The organism is Pseudomonas rustica (genome assembly GCF_018336155.1).
GTDB classification, from domain to species: domain Bacteria; phylum Pseudomonadota; class Gammaproteobacteria; order Pseudomonadales; family Pseudomonadaceae; genus Aquipseudomonas; species Aquipseudomonas rustica.
The window spans coordinates 369,539-386,472 of record NZ_JAGYHF010000003.1 but is presented as its reverse complement, the minus strand read 5'-3'; the positions used below and the strand labels follow the sequence as shown (position 1 = coordinate 386,472).

General features: G+C 58.4%; 17 protein-coding genes. 12 read left to right on the top strand and 5 right to left on the bottom strand.

The window, feature by feature from the left end; genetic code table 11:
- Positions 1-211: 211 nt before the first annotated feature.
- Complete coding sequence (locus tag KFS80_RS07390; protein ID WP_212544378.1) at positions 212-946, bottom strand: thioesterase II family protein; 735 nt, start codon at positions 944-946, stop codon at positions 212-214.
- Positions 947-1,077: 131 nt separating this feature from the next.
- Between KFS80_RS07390 and KFS80_RS07385 the strand changes: the two genes are divergently transcribed.
- On the top strand, positions 1,078-2,214 hold the full coding sequence (locus KFS80_RS07385) for a cupin-like domain-containing protein (RefSeq protein ID WP_212544377.1): 1,137 nt from the start codon (positions 1,078-1,080) through the stop codon (positions 2,212-2,214).
- Between the two features lie 195 nt (positions 2,215-2,409).
- Here the strand turns inward: KFS80_RS07385 and KFS80_RS07380 are convergent, their stop codons facing one another.
- Positions 2,410-3,582, bottom strand: a complete 1,173-nt coding sequence (locus KFS80_RS07380; protein ID WP_212544376.1) for an MFS transporter — start codon at positions 3,580-3,582, stop codon at positions 2,410-2,412.
- A 243-nt stretch (positions 3,583-3,825) separates the two neighbouring features.
- Between KFS80_RS07380 and KFS80_RS07375 the strand changes: the two genes are divergently transcribed.
- The 6 genes from KFS80_RS07375 (at position 3,826) to KFS80_RS07350 (ending at position 9,902) form a co-directional block, all read left to right on the top strand.
- Complete coding sequence (locus tag KFS80_RS07375) at positions 3,826-4,836, top strand: terpene synthase family protein (protein WP_212544375.1); 1,011 nt, start codon at positions 3,826-3,828, stop codon at positions 4,834-4,836.
- 118 nt (positions 4,837-4,954) lie between these two features.
- Positions 4,955-5,755 carry a glucose 1-dehydrogenase gene (locus KFS80_RS07370; protein WP_212544374.1) on the top strand — a complete coding sequence of 267 codons (801 nt, stop codon included), beginning with the start codon at positions 4,955-4,957 and terminating at the stop codon, positions 5,753-5,755.
- Positions 5,748-7,574: a glycoside hydrolase family 15 protein gene (locus KFS80_RS07365; protein ID WP_212544373.1), complete on the top strand. Its 1,827-nt coding sequence runs from the start codon at positions 5,748-5,750 to the stop codon at positions 7,572-7,574. Before KFS80_RS07370 ends, KFS80_RS07365 begins: the two co-directional genes overlap by 8 nt.
- Before the next feature lie 381 nt (positions 7,575-7,955).
- Positions 7,956-8,345 (top strand): hypothetical protein, encoded by a 390-nt coding sequence (locus KFS80_RS07360; protein WP_212544372.1) that lies wholly within the window; start codon positions 7,956-7,958, stop codon positions 8,343-8,345.
- Between the two features lie 12 nt (positions 8,346-8,357).
- Positions 8,358-8,990, top strand: coding sequence for a BRCT domain-containing protein (locus tag KFS80_RS07355; RefSeq protein ID WP_212544371.1), 633 nt, complete (start codon positions 8,358-8,360; stop codon positions 8,988-8,990).
- A 12-nt stretch (positions 8,991-9,002) separates the two neighbouring features.
- Complete coding sequence (locus tag KFS80_RS07350) at positions 9,003-9,902, top strand: alpha/beta fold hydrolase (RefSeq protein WP_212544370.1); 900 nt, start codon at positions 9,003-9,005, stop codon at positions 9,900-9,902.
- Here the strand turns inward: KFS80_RS07350 and KFS80_RS07345 are convergent.
- A complete protein-coding gene (locus tag KFS80_RS07345; protein ID WP_159813764.1) occupies positions 9,871-10,854 on the bottom strand; it encodes a GlxA family transcriptional regulator in 984 nt (327 codons plus the stop codon). The genes KFS80_RS07350 and KFS80_RS07345 overlap by 32 nt on opposite strands.
- 89 nt (positions 10,855-10,943) lie before the next feature.
- Between KFS80_RS07345 and inhA the strand changes: the two genes are divergently transcribed.
- From inhA to KFS80_RS07320, 5 genes are all read left to right on the top strand, one after another.
- Complete coding sequence (inhA, locus tag KFS80_RS07340) at positions 10,944-11,630, top strand: isonitrile hydratase (protein WP_212544369.1); 687 nt, start codon at positions 10,944-10,946, stop codon at positions 11,628-11,630.
- A gap of 215 nt (positions 11,631-11,845) precedes the next feature.
- Positions 11,846-12,637, top strand: a complete 792-nt coding sequence (locus KFS80_RS07335; RefSeq protein WP_212544368.1) for a CPBP family intramembrane glutamic endopeptidase — start codon at positions 11,846-11,848, stop codon at positions 12,635-12,637.
- Between the two features lie 102 nt (positions 12,638-12,739).
- Positions 12,740-14,305, top strand: coding sequence for a methyl-accepting chemotaxis protein (locus KFS80_RS07330; protein WP_212544367.1), 1,566 nt, complete (start codon positions 12,740-12,742; stop codon positions 14,303-14,305).
- Between the two features lie 441 nt (positions 14,306-14,746).
- A complete protein-coding gene (locus tag KFS80_RS07325; RefSeq protein WP_212544366.1) occupies positions 14,747-15,049 on the top strand; it encodes a hypothetical protein in 303 nt (100 codons plus the stop codon).
- A 346-nt stretch (positions 15,050-15,395) separates the two neighbouring features.
- Positions 15,396-15,869 (top strand): hypothetical protein, encoded by a 474-nt coding sequence (locus KFS80_RS07320; RefSeq protein ID WP_212544365.1) that lies wholly within the window; start codon positions 15,396-15,398, stop codon positions 15,867-15,869.
- A gap of 101 nt (positions 15,870-15,970) precedes the next feature.
- Here the strand turns inward: KFS80_RS07320 and KFS80_RS07315 are convergent, their stop codons facing one another.
- Together KFS80_RS07315 and KFS80_RS07310 are read right to left on the bottom strand one after the other, a co-directional pair.
- Positions 15,971-16,327 carry a DUF6124 family protein gene (locus tag KFS80_RS07315; protein WP_212544364.1) on the bottom strand — a complete coding sequence of 119 codons (357 nt, stop codon included), beginning with the start codon at positions 16,325-16,327 and terminating at the stop codon, positions 15,971-15,973.
- Positions 16,328-16,476: 149 nt separating this feature from the next.
- The gene (locus KFS80_RS07310) at positions 16,477-16,842 is read right to left on the bottom strand and encodes a DUF6124 family protein (RefSeq protein WP_212544363.1); all 366 of its coding nucleotides are present in this window, start codon (positions 16,840-16,842) and stop codon (positions 16,477-16,479) included.
- Between the last annotated feature and the right edge of the window lie 92 nt (positions 16,843-16,934).

Below are 16,934 nucleotides of genomic sequence, written 5' to 3'. Positions count from 1 at the left end.
ATCCGGATCAGTAGGCAGGCAGCACAAAGGCACGTCGTCCCTATAAAACGAATGCAGACCGGAAAAATTAGCGATTGAGAACAACTATCAGGCGGGAGGTACAGCGGGATTTCAAACCGCTCCTGTAGGAGCTGCGGCACGCTGCGATCTTTTGATCTTGATCTTTAAAATCAAAAGATCGCAGCGTGCCGCAGCTCCTACAGGAATGGGGTCAGGCGGTGGCGGCCATGGCGTGGCGGCGATGGTGTATGTCGAGCTGGTCTTTGATCACCTTGAGCACTTTGGCTTCGTGCTCATGGATGAAAAAGTGCCCGCCGGCGAGCATGTCTACGGAGAAACTGCCCGAGGTTTCCTTGCTCCAGCCGATCAATTGCTCGGTGGTGGCGCGGTCAGCCTTGCCGCCGAGCACGTGCACCGGGCAGTTGAGCAGTGGTCGCTGCTGCGGCTCGAATTTGCCGCACAGCAGAAAATCGGCGCGCAGGATCGGCAGGGTCAGGCTCATCAACTCGTCATTGGCCAGCACTTCTTCGCTGGTGCCATTGAGCGTGCGCAGTTGCTCGATCAGTTCGGCGTCGGTCTTGGCGATGGCAAATCCGCGATCGTAGTCGGCGCGCTGGGTCGGCGCCGCCGTGCCGGACGCGAACAACGCCACCGGCTCAGGGCAACCCAGGGCACGCAGCGCATGGGCCATTTCGCAGGCCAGCAACGCACCGAGGCTATGACCGAACAACGCATAAGGCGTCTTCAATGTTGGCTGTAACTCCCTGGCCAATTGCATGGCCAAGGCGCGCATGTCGGTCTGCAGCGGCTCGTCAAAGCGCGCACCACGCCCCGGCAGCTCCACCGGTTTGAGCTGCAGCCATTGCGGCAACTTCGGCCGCCAGCGGCTATAGACCATCGCACTGGCACCGGAATACGGCAGGCACAGCAAAGTCAGCTGGGTCACCACACTTCCCTCAAAAAATTCGTCTGTAGAGAGAAACGGTTCACTGTCCGGGCAAATTAGTCGACGCCGGCTAAATCGCCCACACAGGTGCTCGTTAACCGTTCAGATAAAACCAATAACGAGGGTTCACCGTGGATCTGCAGAGCATCCTGAGCAAACTGTTCGCCAATGCCGGCGCCGTCGGCATTGAAGGTGTTTTCCAATTCGTTTTTAGCCCGCAGCTGGCTTATTGGTCTGAGGTTAAGGCCAGCAGCCGCACCGAGGTCGGCCGCCATCCGAGCCCGGACGTGACCATCGAAGTCGCTGAAAAGGATTTCCTCGGGATCATGGCCGGCATGGCCAACGTCGAGGAACTGTTCGCCAGCGGTCGCTTGAAGATTGGCGGCAACATGGGGCTGGCGACGATGCTGCCGCAGATCATCGACCATGCTCGAAACGGTGGCGGTGCGGTCGCTGAAAAAGTCGACATGAACAAGCGCTATCCGACACCGCCGCGCTTCAGCGAAAAGCTCACCGCCAGCCTGCCGCCCCAGGTCAACGTCGAACGGCGTGCCCGCGAGGAGCTATCGGTGACTGAGTTCAAAAGCCGTTATTTGCCCCACGGCATTCCCGTGGTGATCAGCAACGCATTGCACGACTGGCCGCTGTTCAAACTCAGCCGCGAAGAATCGCTGGTGCATTTCGCCGAGCTGCAAGGCATCACCCGCCATGGCGATTACGTGAAGAAAACCTTCTCCACCAAACGGGATTTTCGTTCGACGTCGATGGCCGATTTCATCGCTTCGCTGGACAGTCCGGCGGTCAAAGGTGCGGACGGTGAGCCGCCCGCCTACATGGGCAACAACATCTTGCCGGCGGCGTTGATGCAGCAGATCAAGTACCCGGCCTACTTCGATACGTCGCTGTTTATTCCGCCGCGAATCTGGATCGGGCCCAAGGGCACACTGACGCCGCTACACCGCGACGATACCGATAATTTGTTCGCGCAGGTGTGGGGGCAGAAGACCTTCACCCTCGCCGCGCCGCATCACCGTGAAGCCCTGGGCACGTGGTCGACAGCACCGGAGGGTGGACTGGATGGCTGCGATTTCAACCCGGATGCGCCGGACTATCAGCGCTTCCCCAAGGCGCGCGACGTGAAGTTTTTGCGGGTGACGCTGGAGGCTGGTGATTTGCTGTTCTTGCCGGAGGGCTGGTTCCATCAGGTGGAATCGGTGTCGACGTCGTTGTCGGTGAATTTCTGGGTGAATTCGGGTCGGGGGTGGTAACCCAACAATCCACGCCTCTTACACCGTACTTGTGGCGAGGGGATTTATCCCCGTTGGGCTGCGAAGCAGCCCCTAATCCATGCAACTCATTTTTCCAGAAGTACCGAGCCCTCTGACTTCGGGGCTGCTGCGCAGCCCAACGGGGATAAATCCCCTCGCCACAAAGGCTCCCCCAACCATCCAGAGATCGCGGGGTTATTTAAGGTGGCGATAACTTTGCACGGCTGAGCCAAGCACCACCGCGCCCGCCGCAATCGCCAGCCAGAACCCGCTGCGCGCGCCAAAGGCATCCACCAGTGCGCCAGAACCCGCCGCACCAATCGCCACGCCGATACTCAACCCCGTCACCAGCCACGTCAGGCCTTCGGTCAACTTGGCCGGCGGCACGATGCGTTCAACCAAAGCCATCGCCACAATCAATGTCGGCGCGAAGAACAAACCAGCGACAAACACCGCCATGGCCAGCCCGACGATATTGCTCGCCAACAACAGCGGCAACGTCGTCACCGCCGTCGCCACGCCGCCGTACAAAAACAAGCGTGGCAGCGGCAGTTTCGAGCGCATCGCACCAAACGCGATGCCGGCCATGCACGAGCCAATCGCGTAAACCGACAAGACAATGCTCGCCGCCGCCGGCTGCCCCTGCTGCTGGGCAAACGCGACGCTGACCACATCGACCACGCCGACGATGATGCCCATGGCGATCATCAGCGCCAGCAACAATTGAATGTCCGTCGAACGAATGATCGAACCCTGATGCTGCGACTCACGCGGATGCACCGCCGGTTCAGTGCTGCGCTGAGCCACGAATGCGGTCACACCAATCGCCAGCGCCAACAACGCCGCCAACGGCCCGGCCTCGGGGAAGACCGCGACGCACAGACCAACTGAAAGCGGCGGGCCGACGATAAAACACACCTCATCCAGCACCGATTCCAGCGCGTACGCGGTCTGCAATTGCGGCTGACCGCGATAGATTTCGGTCCAGCGCGCCCGCACCATCGCCGACATGCTCGGCATGCAACCGGCCAGCGCGGCAAATACAAACAGCGTCCAGACCGGCGCCTGCAAGCGGGTGCACAGCAACAGCATCAACAGCGCCCCGCCGCCAATCAACGCCGACACCGGCAGAATCCGCCGCTGACCAAAACGGTCGACCAGCCGCGACACCTGCGGCGCGCAAAACGCCGTGGCCAAGGCAAACGTCGCCGCCACGCCACCGGCCAGCGCATAACCACCCTTCAACTGCGAAAGCATGGTGATCACGCCGATACCCGTCATGGAAATCGGCATGCGCGCGATCATCCCGGCCAGGACAAAATTTCGTGCGCCGGGGGCGTTGAACAATTCGCGGTAGGGGTTTGCCATCGGTTACAGCCTCATCAAGGGCCGCCAAGTTGCCATAGGGTCGGGTGGCGTGGAAGCAGGGAATTGTTGGTGGAATGTGAAGGCTTCGCAGCTCATCCCGAGCGCCGTTGGCACCTCGATCATTCGTCGCAAAACCGTGCGCACCTGTCAGGTCTGACAGGTGCGCTTCTCGGGCAAAAAGCGCTTTTATAAACGCTGCTCAATGACAACGACTGATCGCTTCCACCGCCGAAGGAGTTCGCCATGAATCAGTCCACGAACACAGCTCTATCGCGCGCCGCCGTACCGCCCTTTGTTGTCCGCACACTTGTTTGCCCGCCCCCGACACGCATTGATGAAGCGCTGGGCCGGGACGTCAACAAGCGTCTGATGGCATGGATAAAGCGCATAGGTATCTTTGCCGGCAAACAGGAAAAAATTTGCGCGAGCGACTTTGGGCGCTACGCAATGTTGTGTCATGCAGACACCGATGATCCCGACAGATTGCTACTGGCAGCGCAATGTTTCGCGGCGTTGTTCGCGGTGGACGATCATTATTGCGACGATCAATCGTTGGGTGGCTGCCCCGAAAAAGTCGCCGAGAAGTTGTCATTTGCCGTCACCGGAATAGACCCGGTCTACTTGCCTCCCCCCTACAAAAAAGAACTCCTGCAACAGCAAAGGAACGATCCCGTGTTGAGAGGATTGCTCGCGTACATGAAGCGGGTTGCACACTTCTGCACACCCTCGCAGGTCGCCCGCGTGCGACAAATCATCATCGCCATGTTTGTCGCCATGGCGGCCGAGGGGCCATGGCGTCTCTATGGCACAAAGCCAACCATCGCCGAATATCTGGCCAGCCGGCAGGTCAACAGTTTTTGGCCTTGTCAGGTGCTGATCGATCCCATCGGCGGCTATGAGGTGCCGGCCAATGTCTACGCCAAGCCAGAGATGCAACGCGTTTGCGCACTGGCGTCCCTCGCCACCACGCTGCTCAACGACTTGTATTCGGCTTACAAAGAACACCTCAACGAAACGGGCGATTTCAAACTGCCCTACTTGCTGGCGGCCAAACATGACTGCTCGCTGCAGGAAGCCATCGACAAAACTGCGGATATTCATGATGCGGTCATGCGCGAATACGTGGCGCTGGAACAACGGCTACTGAAAGGAGCCGACCCTTTAGTGCGGCGTTACCTGACAGGTTTGACCACGTGGATTGCGGGCAACCAGGAATGGCATAAACACAGCGCGCGGTATCGTATTCAGGCGTGAGGAAGGTCAAAAGTCCTGTAGGAGCTGCGGCACGCTGCGATCTTTTGATCTCGCCTCTGAACTCTCAACGCCCCAGACCAGTCAGCTAAATAGGCCCTCACTCAAGGCGCGCCATCGCATGCACATCTCCCTCACCGGACAAGTAGCCCTGATCACCGGCGCCAGTTCCGGCATCGGCCACGCGGCCGCCAAAGCCCTCGCCGCGGCTGGTGCTGCGGTGGTCATCAATTACAACCGTCAATCAGAGCCCGCTGAAGCACTGGCCCGGCAGATCATCGCCGACGGCGGTCAGGCGCTGGCCATCGGTGCCGATGTCTCGAAGGAAGCCGACGTCGAACGACTGTTCAGCGAGACCCTCGATGCCTTCGGCTCACTGGACATTCTGATCGCCAACTCCGGGATGCAGAAAGACGCGCCGGCGGTGGATATGTCGCTGGACGACTGGAACGCGGTGATTGGCGTCAACCTCACCGGGCAGTTCCTTTGCGCCCGCGCCGCGCTGCGGATTTTCAATCGTCAGGGCGTCCGCGAAGGCGTCTCCCGCGCCGCCGGCAAGATCATCCACATGAGTTCGGTGCACCAACGCATTCCTTGGGCCGGCCACGTCAATTACGCGGCGTCCAAGGGTGGCGTCGATCAGTTGATGCAAACCCTCGCGCAGGAAGTCAGCCATCAACGCATTCGCATCAACGGCATCGCGCCGGGGGCGATTCGCACGCCGATCAATGCGGCGGCAACGACCGGCGATGCTGAACAAGAGCTGCTTAAACTGATTCCTTACGGCCGTATCGGTGATGTCGAAGATGTCGCCAACGCGGTGGTTTTCCTCGCTTCCGACGCCTCCGATTACATCGTTGGCACCACCCTGTTTATCGACGGCGGCATGAGCCTCTATCCGGAGTTTCGCGGCAATGGCTGAGCATCACCTGGAACGACAAAGCCCTATCGACGCCCACGGCATCATCGGCGACATGCGCAGTGCAGCGCTGGTCAACGATCGCGGCAGCGTGGATTTTTTCTGCTGGCCGGAGTTCGACAGTCCATCGATTTTCTGTTCTTTACTGGACACGCCCGAGGCAGGGATCTTCCAGATCTCGCCGGATTTGCCCGATGCGCGTCGCGAACAGATCTACCTGCCCGACACCAATGTTTTGCAAACCCGCTGGCTGAGCGAACGTGCGGTGGTGGAAGTCACCGATCTGCTGCCGGTGGGCGACAGCGAGGATGATTTGCCGGTGCTTATCCGTCGGGTTCGTGTGGTCAGCGGCGAGGCGACTTTTCACGTGCGCTGCGCGGTGCGCCACGATTATGCGCGGGCCGACACACATGCGCGGATGGATGAGCAAGCGGTGATTTTCAGCGCCGAAGGTCAGCCGTCACTGCGCTTGGCTTCGGATCAAGCGCTGCAGATAGACGCCAATGCAGCGGTCGCTTCATTCACCTTGAAGCAAGATCAAACCGCCGCATTCCTGCTCGGTGGCGAAGACGATCCACGCTTCGAGGAAGGCGCCGCGCAACTGTGCATGGAGCGCACGCTGAAGTTCTGGCGCGACTGGCTTGGCCAGTCGATCTATCGCGGGCGCTGGCGAGAAATAGTCAACCGCTCGGCCCTCGCGCTCAAGCTGCTGACCTCGCGCAAACACGGCGCCATCCTCGCTGCTGCGACCTTCGGCCTGCCGGAAACACCGGGCGGCGAGCGCAATTGGGACTACCGCTACACGTGGATCCGCGATGCTTCGTTTACGGTCTACGCGTTCATGCGACTGGGCTTCGTCGGCGAAGCCAACGCCTACATGGGCTGGCTGCGCGGACGGGTCAGCGATTGCCACGGGCAACCGATGAAACTCAACATTTTGTACGCCATCGACGGTCAGCAGGAGTTGCCGGAAACCGAACTGGATCATCTGTCCGGGCACGGCGGCGCAAAACCGGTGCGTATCGGCAATGGCGCTTACGACCAGATCCAGCTCGACATCTTTGGCGAGCTGATGGACGCGGTGTATCTAGTTAACAAGTACGGTGACGCGATTTCCCACGAAGGCTGGAAGCATGTGCGCGAAGTGGTTGATCAGGTCTGCGAAACCTGGCAGACCACCGATGTCGGCATCTGGGAAATGCGCGGCGAACAGCACCACTTTCTGCATTCACGATTGATGTGCTGGGTGGCGCTGGATCGGGCAATTCGTCTCGCCTCGAAACGCTCGCTGCCGGCACCGTTCGCGCAATGGGATCAGACCCGGCAGGCGATCTACGCCGACATCTGGGACAACTTCTGGGACGAAGAGCGCGGTCATTTTGTCCAATACAAGGGCGGCACCGCGCTCGACGGCTCGATGCTGTTGATGCCGCTGGTGCGTTTCGTCAGTGCCAAGGATCCGCGCTGGTTGTCGACCCTTGAAGCGATTGAAAAACATCTGGTGCGCGACGGCATGGTTTATCGCTATCGCAACGATGACGCCAATATTGATGGACTGTCCGGCACCGAAGGCGCGTTCGCCGCGTGCTCATTCTGGTACGTCGAATGCCTCGCCCGCGCCGGGCAGGTGGAAAAGGCGCACCTGGAGTTCGAGCAATTGCTGAGATACGCCAATCCGCTGGGGCTGTACGCTGAAGAGTTCGACAGCCATGGGCGGCATCTGGGCAACACGCCGCAAGCGCTGACGCACTTGGCGTTGATCAGCGCGGCGAGTTTTCTGGATCGCAAGTTGAATGGGGAAAAGAGTGAATGGCAGCCGTGATGTTCGACGGGGGCTGTAGGAAGTTCCCCCATGCTTGTAGGACTGAAACGCAAAAACTGATGTTTCACCACCCCCTGTGGCGAGGGGATTTATCCCCGATGGGCTGCAAAGCAGCCCCAAAACCTTCCAACTCATTCCCCCAGAAGTAACGAGTTTTCTGACTTTGGGGCTGCTGCGCACCCCATCGGGGATAAATCCCCTCGCCACAAATTCGCATGGCTATGGACTACAGGAGCTCAACATCCGCCGCGTCATCCCTCCCCTACACCCCGCACTCACACCCTGAAATACCCTGTTGCCAGCCGTTACATCCCCCCCTACCATCAAACCCAACGGGCACAGCGGAGCTGTCCAACAAAACCCGAATTTCAAGGAACCGGAATGACCCAACACGTCCAGCGCCCCATCACCTCGCCGCTGCGCAGCGGCCTGACCCGCACCCAACTCTGGGAAGACGCCGACAAAGGCCTGATCAAATGCTGGGAAATCGGCCGCCAACGCGCCACCCGCTTCCCCGACCTCGTCGACAAATGCCTCGCCAACGAACTCCCGGTACTCGGCTGGAAAGGAGGCATCAGCCGCAGCCTGAAAAAACTCGAAAAATTCGGCTCACTGAAATACCTCGCACAGTGGCAAGGATTGCGTGGGGAGGATCTGGATATTGACCTGGGTGAGGAACGCGCGCTGACGTGCTCGCGGACGAAAATGGTGGTGACGTTTACGCCGGATCGGACGAAGTATTTCAATCAGGTGGCGGAAACTGAGGCTTAAGGAGAAGCATCGATGGTCGATTTACATCAGGAATTTCAAAACAGCCGTTTCTTTCACGAAGCGCGGATCGACAGGCGTTCGGCGGATGCGCTTGCAGGTGTTGCTGCAGGGCTTGCCGCCGACGGAAAGATTAACCAGCAGGAAGCCGAGTTTCTAAAAACCTGGATCGAAACGCACTTGGTGCACCTGGAAGATCCAGTCGTAAATATTCTCTACAGGCGTCTTGAAGGCATGCTTAGCGATGGCGTGCTGGATGCCGACGAGTCTGTGGAATTGCTGGAGACACTTCACCAACTCGCCGGTCTGTCAGTGGGCGCAGCACAAACCTTCAGCATGCCCAACAACCTGCCGCTCGATAATCCAGCCCCGCCGCTGGACTGTGCCGATCGCGTTTTTCTGTTTACCGGTGTTATGGCTTACGGGCCGCGCAAAGCGTGTGAATCATTGATCGTAGAACGCGGCGGACTGATTGGTGCAGGTGTCAGCAAGAAAATCCACTATCTGGTGATCGGCAGCATCGGCAATGAACAGTGGCTGCACAGCAGCTATGGTACGAAGATCAAAAAAGCCGTTGAGCTAAGAGACAGCGGCGTGCCGATCGCCATCATCAGTGAAGATCATTGGCAGAAGGTGCTGTTCGGATAACAGGAGCCCGGTATGAGTGGAAAAGCGATTCTGTTGTGCAAAACCGCCAGCCTGACCATTGCCTATGAGGTGCATGGCCCGGAAACCGGTGTGCCCGTGATCCTGCTTCACGGCTTCCCCTATTCCCCTCGCGCTTACGACGAGATCGCGCCGCTCCTCGCCGCTCAGGGTTACCGAGTCATCGTTCCGTACCTGCGCGGTTACGGGCCGACTCGCTTCAACGATGCAAAAACACTGCGCTCAGGCCAGCAAGCCGCACTCGCTCAGGATTTGCTGGATTTGATGGATGCACTCTCCATCGAACAAGCCACGCTCTGCGGTTATGACTGGGGTGGTCGCGCGGCATGCATCGTCGCGGCGTTATTCCCGGAACGAGTGCGCGGGCTGGTGACCGGTGATGGCTACAACCTGCAGGACATCCCGAACTCGATTCGACCGCTGGATCCCGAGACCGAACATCGGCTCTGGTATCAGTATTACTTCCACACGCCACGTGGCGTTGAGGGCCTGAAGCAAAATCGCCGGGAGTTTTGTGAATTGCTATGGAAGCTGTGGTCACCGACCTGGTCGCGCAGCGGCGAGCGTTATCCCCTGAGTGCGCCAACCTTCGACAACCCTGATTTCGTTGACGTGGTGATCCACTCCTATCGCCATCGCTTTATGTATGTCGCGGGAGATTCGGCGCTTGAGTCGATGGAAGTTTTGCTGACTCGACAACCGGCCATTAGCGTGCCGAGCATTTCTTTGTGCGGTGCCGACGACGGTGTCGGCCCTGCACCACAAGAGGATGAAGACGCGGAGCATTTCACTGGTTTTTATGAGCGGCGCGTGTTGTCCGGTGTCGGGCATAACATTCCCGAAGAAGCCCCCGAACAAACCCTCAAGGCATTACTGGATCTGTTGCAGCACTGACCGAAAACCGCTCGCGATATGCCTGCGGCGTCACGCCGATGGCGCGCAGGAAACTGCGGCGCAATGTCTCTTCACTGCCAAACCCGCAATTGGCGGCGATGCGTTTGACCGGCAAACCGGTGTCACTGAGCAATCGCCGCGCTGTCTCGACGCGGATCAATTCGATCGCCCGCGCCGGGGTCTGGCCGGTGTCGGCGCGGTAGTGGCGGACGAAGCTGCGTTCGCTCATCCCGGCTTGCTCGGCGAGGGTCGGGATGCCGAGGTCGCAGGTGAGGTTTTCGGCGATCCACGCGTGCAACTCATCAAAACGATTGCCCTGATTTTGCAGCGACAAGGTCACGCTGAATTGCGATTGCCCGCCCGGGCGTTTGAGGAACACCACCAAGTGCCGGGCAACGTCCAGCGCGATGTCGCTGCCGAGATCTTCTTCGACCATCGCCAGTGCCAGGTCGATACCAGCGGTGACACCGGCGGACGTCCAAACGGGGCCGTCGTTGATGAAGATCGGATTGGCCTCAACTTGCAGCTTCGGATGTTGCTGGGCCAATTGTTCACAACGAGTCCAGTGCGTAACCACGCGGCGACCATCCAGCCAGCCACTCGCCGCCAGCAGAAACGCGCCGGTACACACCGACGCTACCCGCCGGCATTTCGCCGCATGCTCGCGCACCCAATCCACCAGCGGCACGTCTTCGGCCGCAGGATAAATGCCCCAACCGCCGGCGATGATCAACGTGTCGCTCGCCTCTTGCGGCAACGGTTCGGCCAATACCGCCAGCCCCGCCGACGACATCACCGCCCCGCCGCCACTGGCGATCACCGTTGGTGCATAGGGAATCGGCAAGCCGCGCTGGCGGGCGATGTCGTTGGCCGAGGCGAACACTTGCAGCGGCCCGGTGACGTCGAGGATCTGCATGTTGGCAAACGCGAGTACGTGAATGGCTTTGGGCATTTGGCGTAATTCGTGGGGTTATTGGCGTATGCGCCAGAACCTACGCGCCTACAGTGAAGCCGTCCACCCCTTTTCATGGAGCAAGAACGATGACGCTGCAGATCGGTTTTCTGTTGTTTCCGCAGGTTCAGCAACTCGACCTGACCGGGCCTTATGACGTGCTCGCCTCGCTGCCGGACGTGCAGGTGCATCTGATCTGGAAGGATCTGATGCCAGTCACCGCCAGCACCGGTTTGCTGCTGAAACCGACCACGACATTTGAAGATTGCCCGGATCTGGATGTGATTTGTGTGCCGGGTGGTGGCGGTGTCGGCGTGTTGATGGAGGATGAAGCGACGCTGGAGTTCATCAAGCGTCAGGCTGCTCAGGCGAAATACGTCACGTCGGTGTGCACCGGGTCGCTGGTGCTGGGGGCGGCGGGATTGTTGAAGGGTAAACGCGCGACCACGCACTGGGCGTATCACGATCTGCTGCCGACGCTGGGGGCGATTGCGGTGAAGGATCGCGTGGTGCGTGACGGCAACCTGTTTACCGGTGGCGGGATTACGGCGGGGATTGATTTTGCCTTGGTGTTGGCGGCGGAACTGGTGGGTGCGGATACCGCGCAACTGGTGCAGTTGCAGCTGGAATATGCGCCGGCGCCGCCGTTTAATTCTGGCAGCCCGGAGACGGCGCCGAGCGCTGTTGTCGATGAGGCCCGCCTACGCGCTGCGCCTTCGTTGAAATTGCGCACGGAAATTACTGAACGTGCGGCGGCGAAACTTAACTTGCGCTGATCCCTAGCCCTACACAAATCCCTGTAGGAGCTGCCGAAGGCTGCGATCTTTTGATCTTGATCTTGAAAAGCCAAAATCAAAAGATCGCAGCCTTCGGCAGCTCCTACATGTTGTGTGTGGCGAGTATCTGTCCCGGTTTGCCGCCACACTTCACTTGTCCCCACGCCCTCGCCCGTGTAGAAAGCCCTTCCACAAAATGTGCACAGGGACTTTCGATGAAGGCTTTGCCATGGCTCTATCTGGCCCTTCTCAGCCTCGGCTACGGTTTGGCGTTGAGCCACGGCCAACTCGGCTGGCTGGCGTTGCTCTCGGTTGGGCTACTGCTATTCGCAGGTTTTGCCGTGCGCCAGCAACAGGTGCCGGTCGGGCGGTTTCTCGGTCACGGTCTGTTCATCGTGCTGGCGTTAGCATTGGCGCTCCATTGGTTGCCGGGCTTCTCCAGCGCTCGGGTTATCGATCCGCAACGTTTCACCGATGACGCCGTGCCATTCGCGATGTACCTCAATCTCGACAAACCGTTGATTGGCTTCTGGCTGTTGCTGGTCTGCCCATGGATTGTCGCGCGGCGCTCGTTGCGACTGACGGTCTACGCCACAGTCGTCGCCCTGACCTTGAGCGTGATCCTCGCCCTCGGCGGCGCGGTATTGCTCGGCGTGATCGCGTGGGCACCGAAGTGGCCCGATCAGGCCTGGCTATGGGTGCTGAACAATCTGTTGCTGGTGACGCTGGTCGAGGAAGCGCTGTTTCGCGGCTATATACAGGGCGGTCTCAGCCGTCGTTTGAAAAACCTGCCTTACGGCGAAAACCTCGCCCTACTGCTCGCCTCACTGATTTTCGGCCTGGTGCATCTGGGTGCCGGTTGGCCGTGGGTGTTGCTCGCGAGTCTGGCCGGTGTCGGTTATGGCCTGGCCTACCGTTTCGGCGGACTGGGCGCGGCGATTGCCACGCATTTCGGCCTGAATCTTCTGCACTTTGCGTTGTTCACTTATCCGATGCTTGCCGCTTGAAGCAATGGCCGTTTTGCGACGCCATTCTTGAATTTGAAAAATAATTTCAATAAAACGCCGCGACCGCCGACAACCTTTCAAAGCCTTGCGGATTGAAAAACCATGCGTAATAACCAGCCCATCACACAACGCGAACGGACGTTCCCGGCTCAGCAGCGGTTGATTTCCACAACCGACGCCAAGGGCGTGATCACCTACTGCAACGACGCTTTCGTTGAAATCAGCGGGTTTTCGCGTGAAGAACTGATCCGTGCGCCGCACAACCTGGTCCGTCACCCCGACGTCCCGGCCGCGGTGTTTTCGCACATGTGGGGCACACTGAAACAAGGCTTGCCATGGATGGGCATTGTCAAGAATCGCTGCAAGACCGGTGACCATTACTGGGTTAACGCCTACGTGACACCGGTGTTCGACGGCAATCAGGTTGTCGGTTACGAGTCGGTGCGGATCAAACCCACCGCCGAACAGATCCGCCGCGCCGAAGCGCTCTACCAACGCATCAACCAAGGCAAGTCGGCGATTCCTTCCAGCGATAAATGGCTACCGGTGCTGCAAGACTCGTTGCCGTTCATTCTGGTCAGCCAACTGAGCTTCGTGATCGGCGCGACCCTCAATTCGCACTGGGGCTTCGCCCTCGCCGCCGGTCTGTCGGTGCCGCTGGGCCTGATGGGCCTGCAATGGCAGCAACGCGGGCTGAAACGCCTGCTGCGTCTGGCCGAACAGACCACCTCCGACCCGCTGATCGCACAAATGTACACCGACAGCCGTGGCGCGCAGGCGCGTCTGGAAATGTCGATCCTCAGCCAGGAAGCACGCCTGAAAACCTGCCTGACCCGCTTGCAGGACACCGCCGAACACCTGACCGATCAGGCCAAACAGTCCGACGTCCTCGCGCACAACAGCTCCAGCGGTCTGGAACGTCAACGCGTGGAAACCGAACAAGTCGCCACCGCCGTTAACCAAATGGCCGCGACCACGCAAGAAGTCGCCAGCCACGTGCAGCGCACGGCTGACGCGACGCAGGAAGCCAATCGCCTGACCGGTCGTGGTCGTGACATCGCCGGGGAAACCCGCGAAGCCATTCAGCGCTTGTCGGTAGTTGTCGGCGAAACCGGCCTGACCGTCACTCAACTGGCCAAGGACAGCGACGAAATCGGCGGCGTGGTTGATGTGATCAAAGGCATCGCCGATCAGACCAACCTGCTGGCGCTCAACGCCGCGATTGAAGCCGCACGTGCCGGTGAGATGGGCCGTGGTTTTGCCGTGGTGGCTGACGAAGTGCGTCAACTGGCGCAACGCACCAGCGAATCGACCGGGCAGATTCACGCCTTGATCGCCAAGTTGCAGCAGACCGCGTCCAGCGCTGTGCAAACCATGGAAGCCGGGCATCGTCAGGCCGAAGAAGGTGTGGCGCGGGTATTGGAAGCGGATCAGGCATTGGTCGGGATCAGTGAAGCGGTGGCCAACATCACCGACATGACCACGCAGATTGCAGCGGCGACGGAAGAGCAAAGTGCGGTGGCGGAAGAGATCAGCCGCAACATCAGCAATATTTCAGAACTGGCGGATCAGACGTCGGAACAGGCGCACAACTCGGCGTTGCTGAGTGAAGAGCTGACGAAGACGGCGAATACGCAGTACTCGTTGGTGGAGCGGTTTAACCGCTAAAAGCAAAAGATCTCCGATCGCTCGTAGCTCACGAAAGCTGAAATTTTTTGATCTTGTTGCTCCTCCCAAAAACCCCCGGATAGCTAATGCGTCCGGGGGTTTTTATTGCATGTCCAAAACTGATGCCGCCCCTGGCAAACCACCCTCAGAAATTTTAGATGCTGTCTACCTGTCAGATTTTACAGTAGACGCACTGTTTCTCGAGTGACATTAATGAAAAGTAGGCCCGCCGGCATGATTGTCATCAATGCACGGAAGGTATCTACGCATGTGTGAAACAACTATTTTCATCCCGAATCAGAAAACCATTCAGCCTGCATCCAATAAATTCAACTGGAGCCTGGGGGGCGAACCGATCATCGCCGAGCAAAGTATGTTTTTTTCTACAGATACTTTATCCCTAGCAAAGAGGAAAGCTGGGTTTTTGCAGGCGTTACAGGATTGCCTGAAAAGGAAACCTATTTCAGCTTTATCTTCAGCGTTCCCTACCTCAATGAGGATCTAACGGAGCGCACGTACAAACTCGGTGATGGTCAAGGGCTGAGTTTCTCGCACTCCCATTCAGTTCCAGCGCCGTCAGGAGGGACGGCTTTCACTTCTATCAACGCCGATGAAGCGGAACTCACGATCCGACTCGACCGTACCAGCGGAACCGTCACTGGTGACTATTTCGCCACCTTCAAATCTCGGCGCTACCGCTTACGGCCAGAGGGAACGTTCCAACTGACCAGAACTGATCAGTAACTGATAATTTCCAATTCGCTGATCAGACCTCGGAACGGGGCCCATTACTCGGCGATATTGAGTAAGGCCGATCTCTACGCCTTTTAGAATTTGAGTACCGCTCGGTATCTCAAGTCGGCGCACCTCGCATCTTCACCTCAGTCCCCTCTCCCTCGGGGAGAGGGTTAGGGAGAGGGCTGCCATGGCCAGTGTTCAAAAAATGACAGACAGCGAGCAGTTGATTCAGACCTTCGCGAACTTGTCTAGCTGTCAGGTCTTACAGTAGACGCCTTGCACCAGAAGAACATCATGAACAGGCAGGCTGAACAGCCTGTCTTTCATCCATGTTCACGAGAAGGATTTCACTATGAGCGCACAGAGCGTTTTCATTCCGAAGCAAAAAAATATTGTGGCAACCACTGAAGACTTCCATTGGAGCTTGGGATCAGAACCAATCTATGCAGAGTCCGCTGCGGCTTACTACAGTAAATTTGAACTGACGGGCGAAGAAAGCTGGGTTTTCACCGCTAGCATCGGCTCGGACGAGGAAGAGAACTACTTCAGTTTTCTTTTGAGCGTTCCCTACCTCGATCAGGATCTAATGGAGTACACCTACAAACTGGGCGCCGACGACAGGTTTCATGTGTCCCACAGTCACTGGATTCCGGCGCCTCCCGGGTTTTCCGGTGTCCGGGTGGTCAAGGCGGATAATGCGGAACTGACAATCAGACTGAATCGAGCAAAACGAACGGTGACAGGTGACTTCGTTGCCACCTTTAAATCTGAAGGTTACCGTTTGGCACCCAGTGGCCACTTCGAATTGACGCTGCTCCATCCGTAATCTCTTCACATCCGCGCGCAAGACACTTAACCAATGCCCGCGATGCGTTTAGAGGACAGCGCTGCGCAGAAGTCATACTCCTGCGCAGCGATTGTCGGCAGTTAATCGCGTGGCACAACGTTTTCAAGTGCCTGATTGACCGCCAACTCCCCCAGCATCAAAACTTGTGCAATGCCCAACAGCGTATTGCGGCTGGGGCCTTCCAACACCCCGGCGAAGTCACCGAGCATGACCGTGGCCGAGGCCAATGACTCACAGGCATTCGCCAATAAGGATTCAGTGTCGGTTTGCGGATTGACCATGAACATGCTGCTGGGACTATAAGGCGTGGCCATGATCTGCGCGGGTGCGAGGTAATGGTCGAGGGCGCGTTCGGCGGCGGCGTGGAGCTTCCTTGAATCGAACGATTCGTACGGTGAAGCCGGATCTGTGACCAGCGGTTTTGTGGTTTCGGACATAAGCTGAAACTCCTCGAAGCACTGCGAAAAAATGACACCGTGTAGGAGCTGCCGCAGGCTGCGGTCTTTTGATCGGCTTTTGATTGTTAAAAAGCAGATCAAAAGATCGCAGCCTGCGGCAGCTCCTACAAGGGATCGTGGCGGGATCGCTAGTGCGGCAAGCGACGGCCATCCAAGACTCGATTGACCATGAGCTCACTGAGCATGATCACCTGATGCAGCATCAACAGGGCTCGGCGTTGTGTGTTGTCGACGACATCGCCGATTTCACGCGCCATGTCACTGGCGGCTGCTAGCGATTCGCAGGCCTCGACGAGTAATGTTTCTTCGTCCACGGCGGGGTCGATGAGGAAGATCTTGCTGGTCTTGCGGGAAGGGACTGAGAGTTTCAATGAACCGGGGTTGAGATAGAAGTTGATGGCGCGGTCGGTTGCTTCTTTTATCTTTTGTGGTTCGAGGGTTGGGTCGTACGGGATTGGTTCGACGTCCGGGGGGTTTGGCGTGGCTTTGAACATAAATATCTAATTCCTGAACAAGGGCCGCGACTTTTCTCTACTAAAAGAAGGGTGGCGGCTGTGCGCAGGTTAGTAGACCGGAGGAATTAGCA

Coding starts and splice junctions, on each gene's coding strand:
- KFS80_RS07330 (WP_212544367.1), top strand. CDS start 12,740: ATGCGTAATAACCAGCCCATCACACAACGCGAACGGACGTTCCCGGCT.
- KFS80_RS07360 (WP_212544372.1), top strand. CDS start 7,956: ATGACCCAACACGTCCAGCGCCCCATCACCTCGCCGCTGCGCAGCGGC.
- KFS80_RS07380 (WP_212544376.1), bottom strand. CDS start 3,582: ATGGCAAACCCCTACCGCGAATTGTTCAACGCCCCCGGCGCACGAAAT.
- KFS80_RS07375 (WP_212544375.1), top strand. CDS start 3,826: ATGAATCAGTCCACGAACACAGCTCTATCGCGCGCCGCCGTACCGCCC.
- KFS80_RS07345 (WP_159813764.1), bottom strand. CDS start 10,854: ATGCCCAAAGCCATTCACGTACTCGCGTTTGCCAACATGCAGATCCTC.
- KFS80_RS07310 (WP_212544363.1), bottom strand. CDS start 16,842: ATGTTCAAAGCCACGCCAAACCCCCCGGACGTCGAACCAATCCCGTAC.
- KFS80_RS07315 (WP_212544364.1), bottom strand. CDS start 16,327: ATGTCCGAAACCACAAAACCGCTGGTCACAGATCCGGCTTCACCGTAC.
- KFS80_RS07335 (WP_212544368.1), top strand. CDS start 11,846: ATGAAGGCTTTGCCATGGCTCTATCTGGCCCTTCTCAGCCTCGGCTAC.
- inhA (WP_212544369.1), top strand. CDS start 10,944: ATGACGCTGCAGATCGGTTTTCTGTTGTTTCCGCAGGTTCAGCAACTC.
- KFS80_RS07350 (WP_212544370.1), top strand. CDS start 9,003: ATGAGTGGAAAAGCGATTCTGTTGTGCAAAACCGCCAGCCTGACCATT.
- KFS80_RS07365 (WP_212544373.1), top strand. CDS start 5,748: ATGGCTGAGCATCACCTGGAACGACAAAGCCCTATCGACGCCCACGGC.
- KFS80_RS07355 (WP_212544371.1), top strand. CDS start 8,358: ATGGTCGATTTACATCAGGAATTTCAAAACAGCCGTTTCTTTCACGAA.
- KFS80_RS07370 (WP_212544374.1), top strand. CDS start 4,955: ATGCACATCTCCCTCACCGGACAAGTAGCCCTGATCACCGGCGCCAGT.
- KFS80_RS07320 (WP_212544365.1), top strand. CDS start 15,396: ATGAGCGCACAGAGCGTTTTCATTCCGAAGCAAAAAAATATTGTGGCA.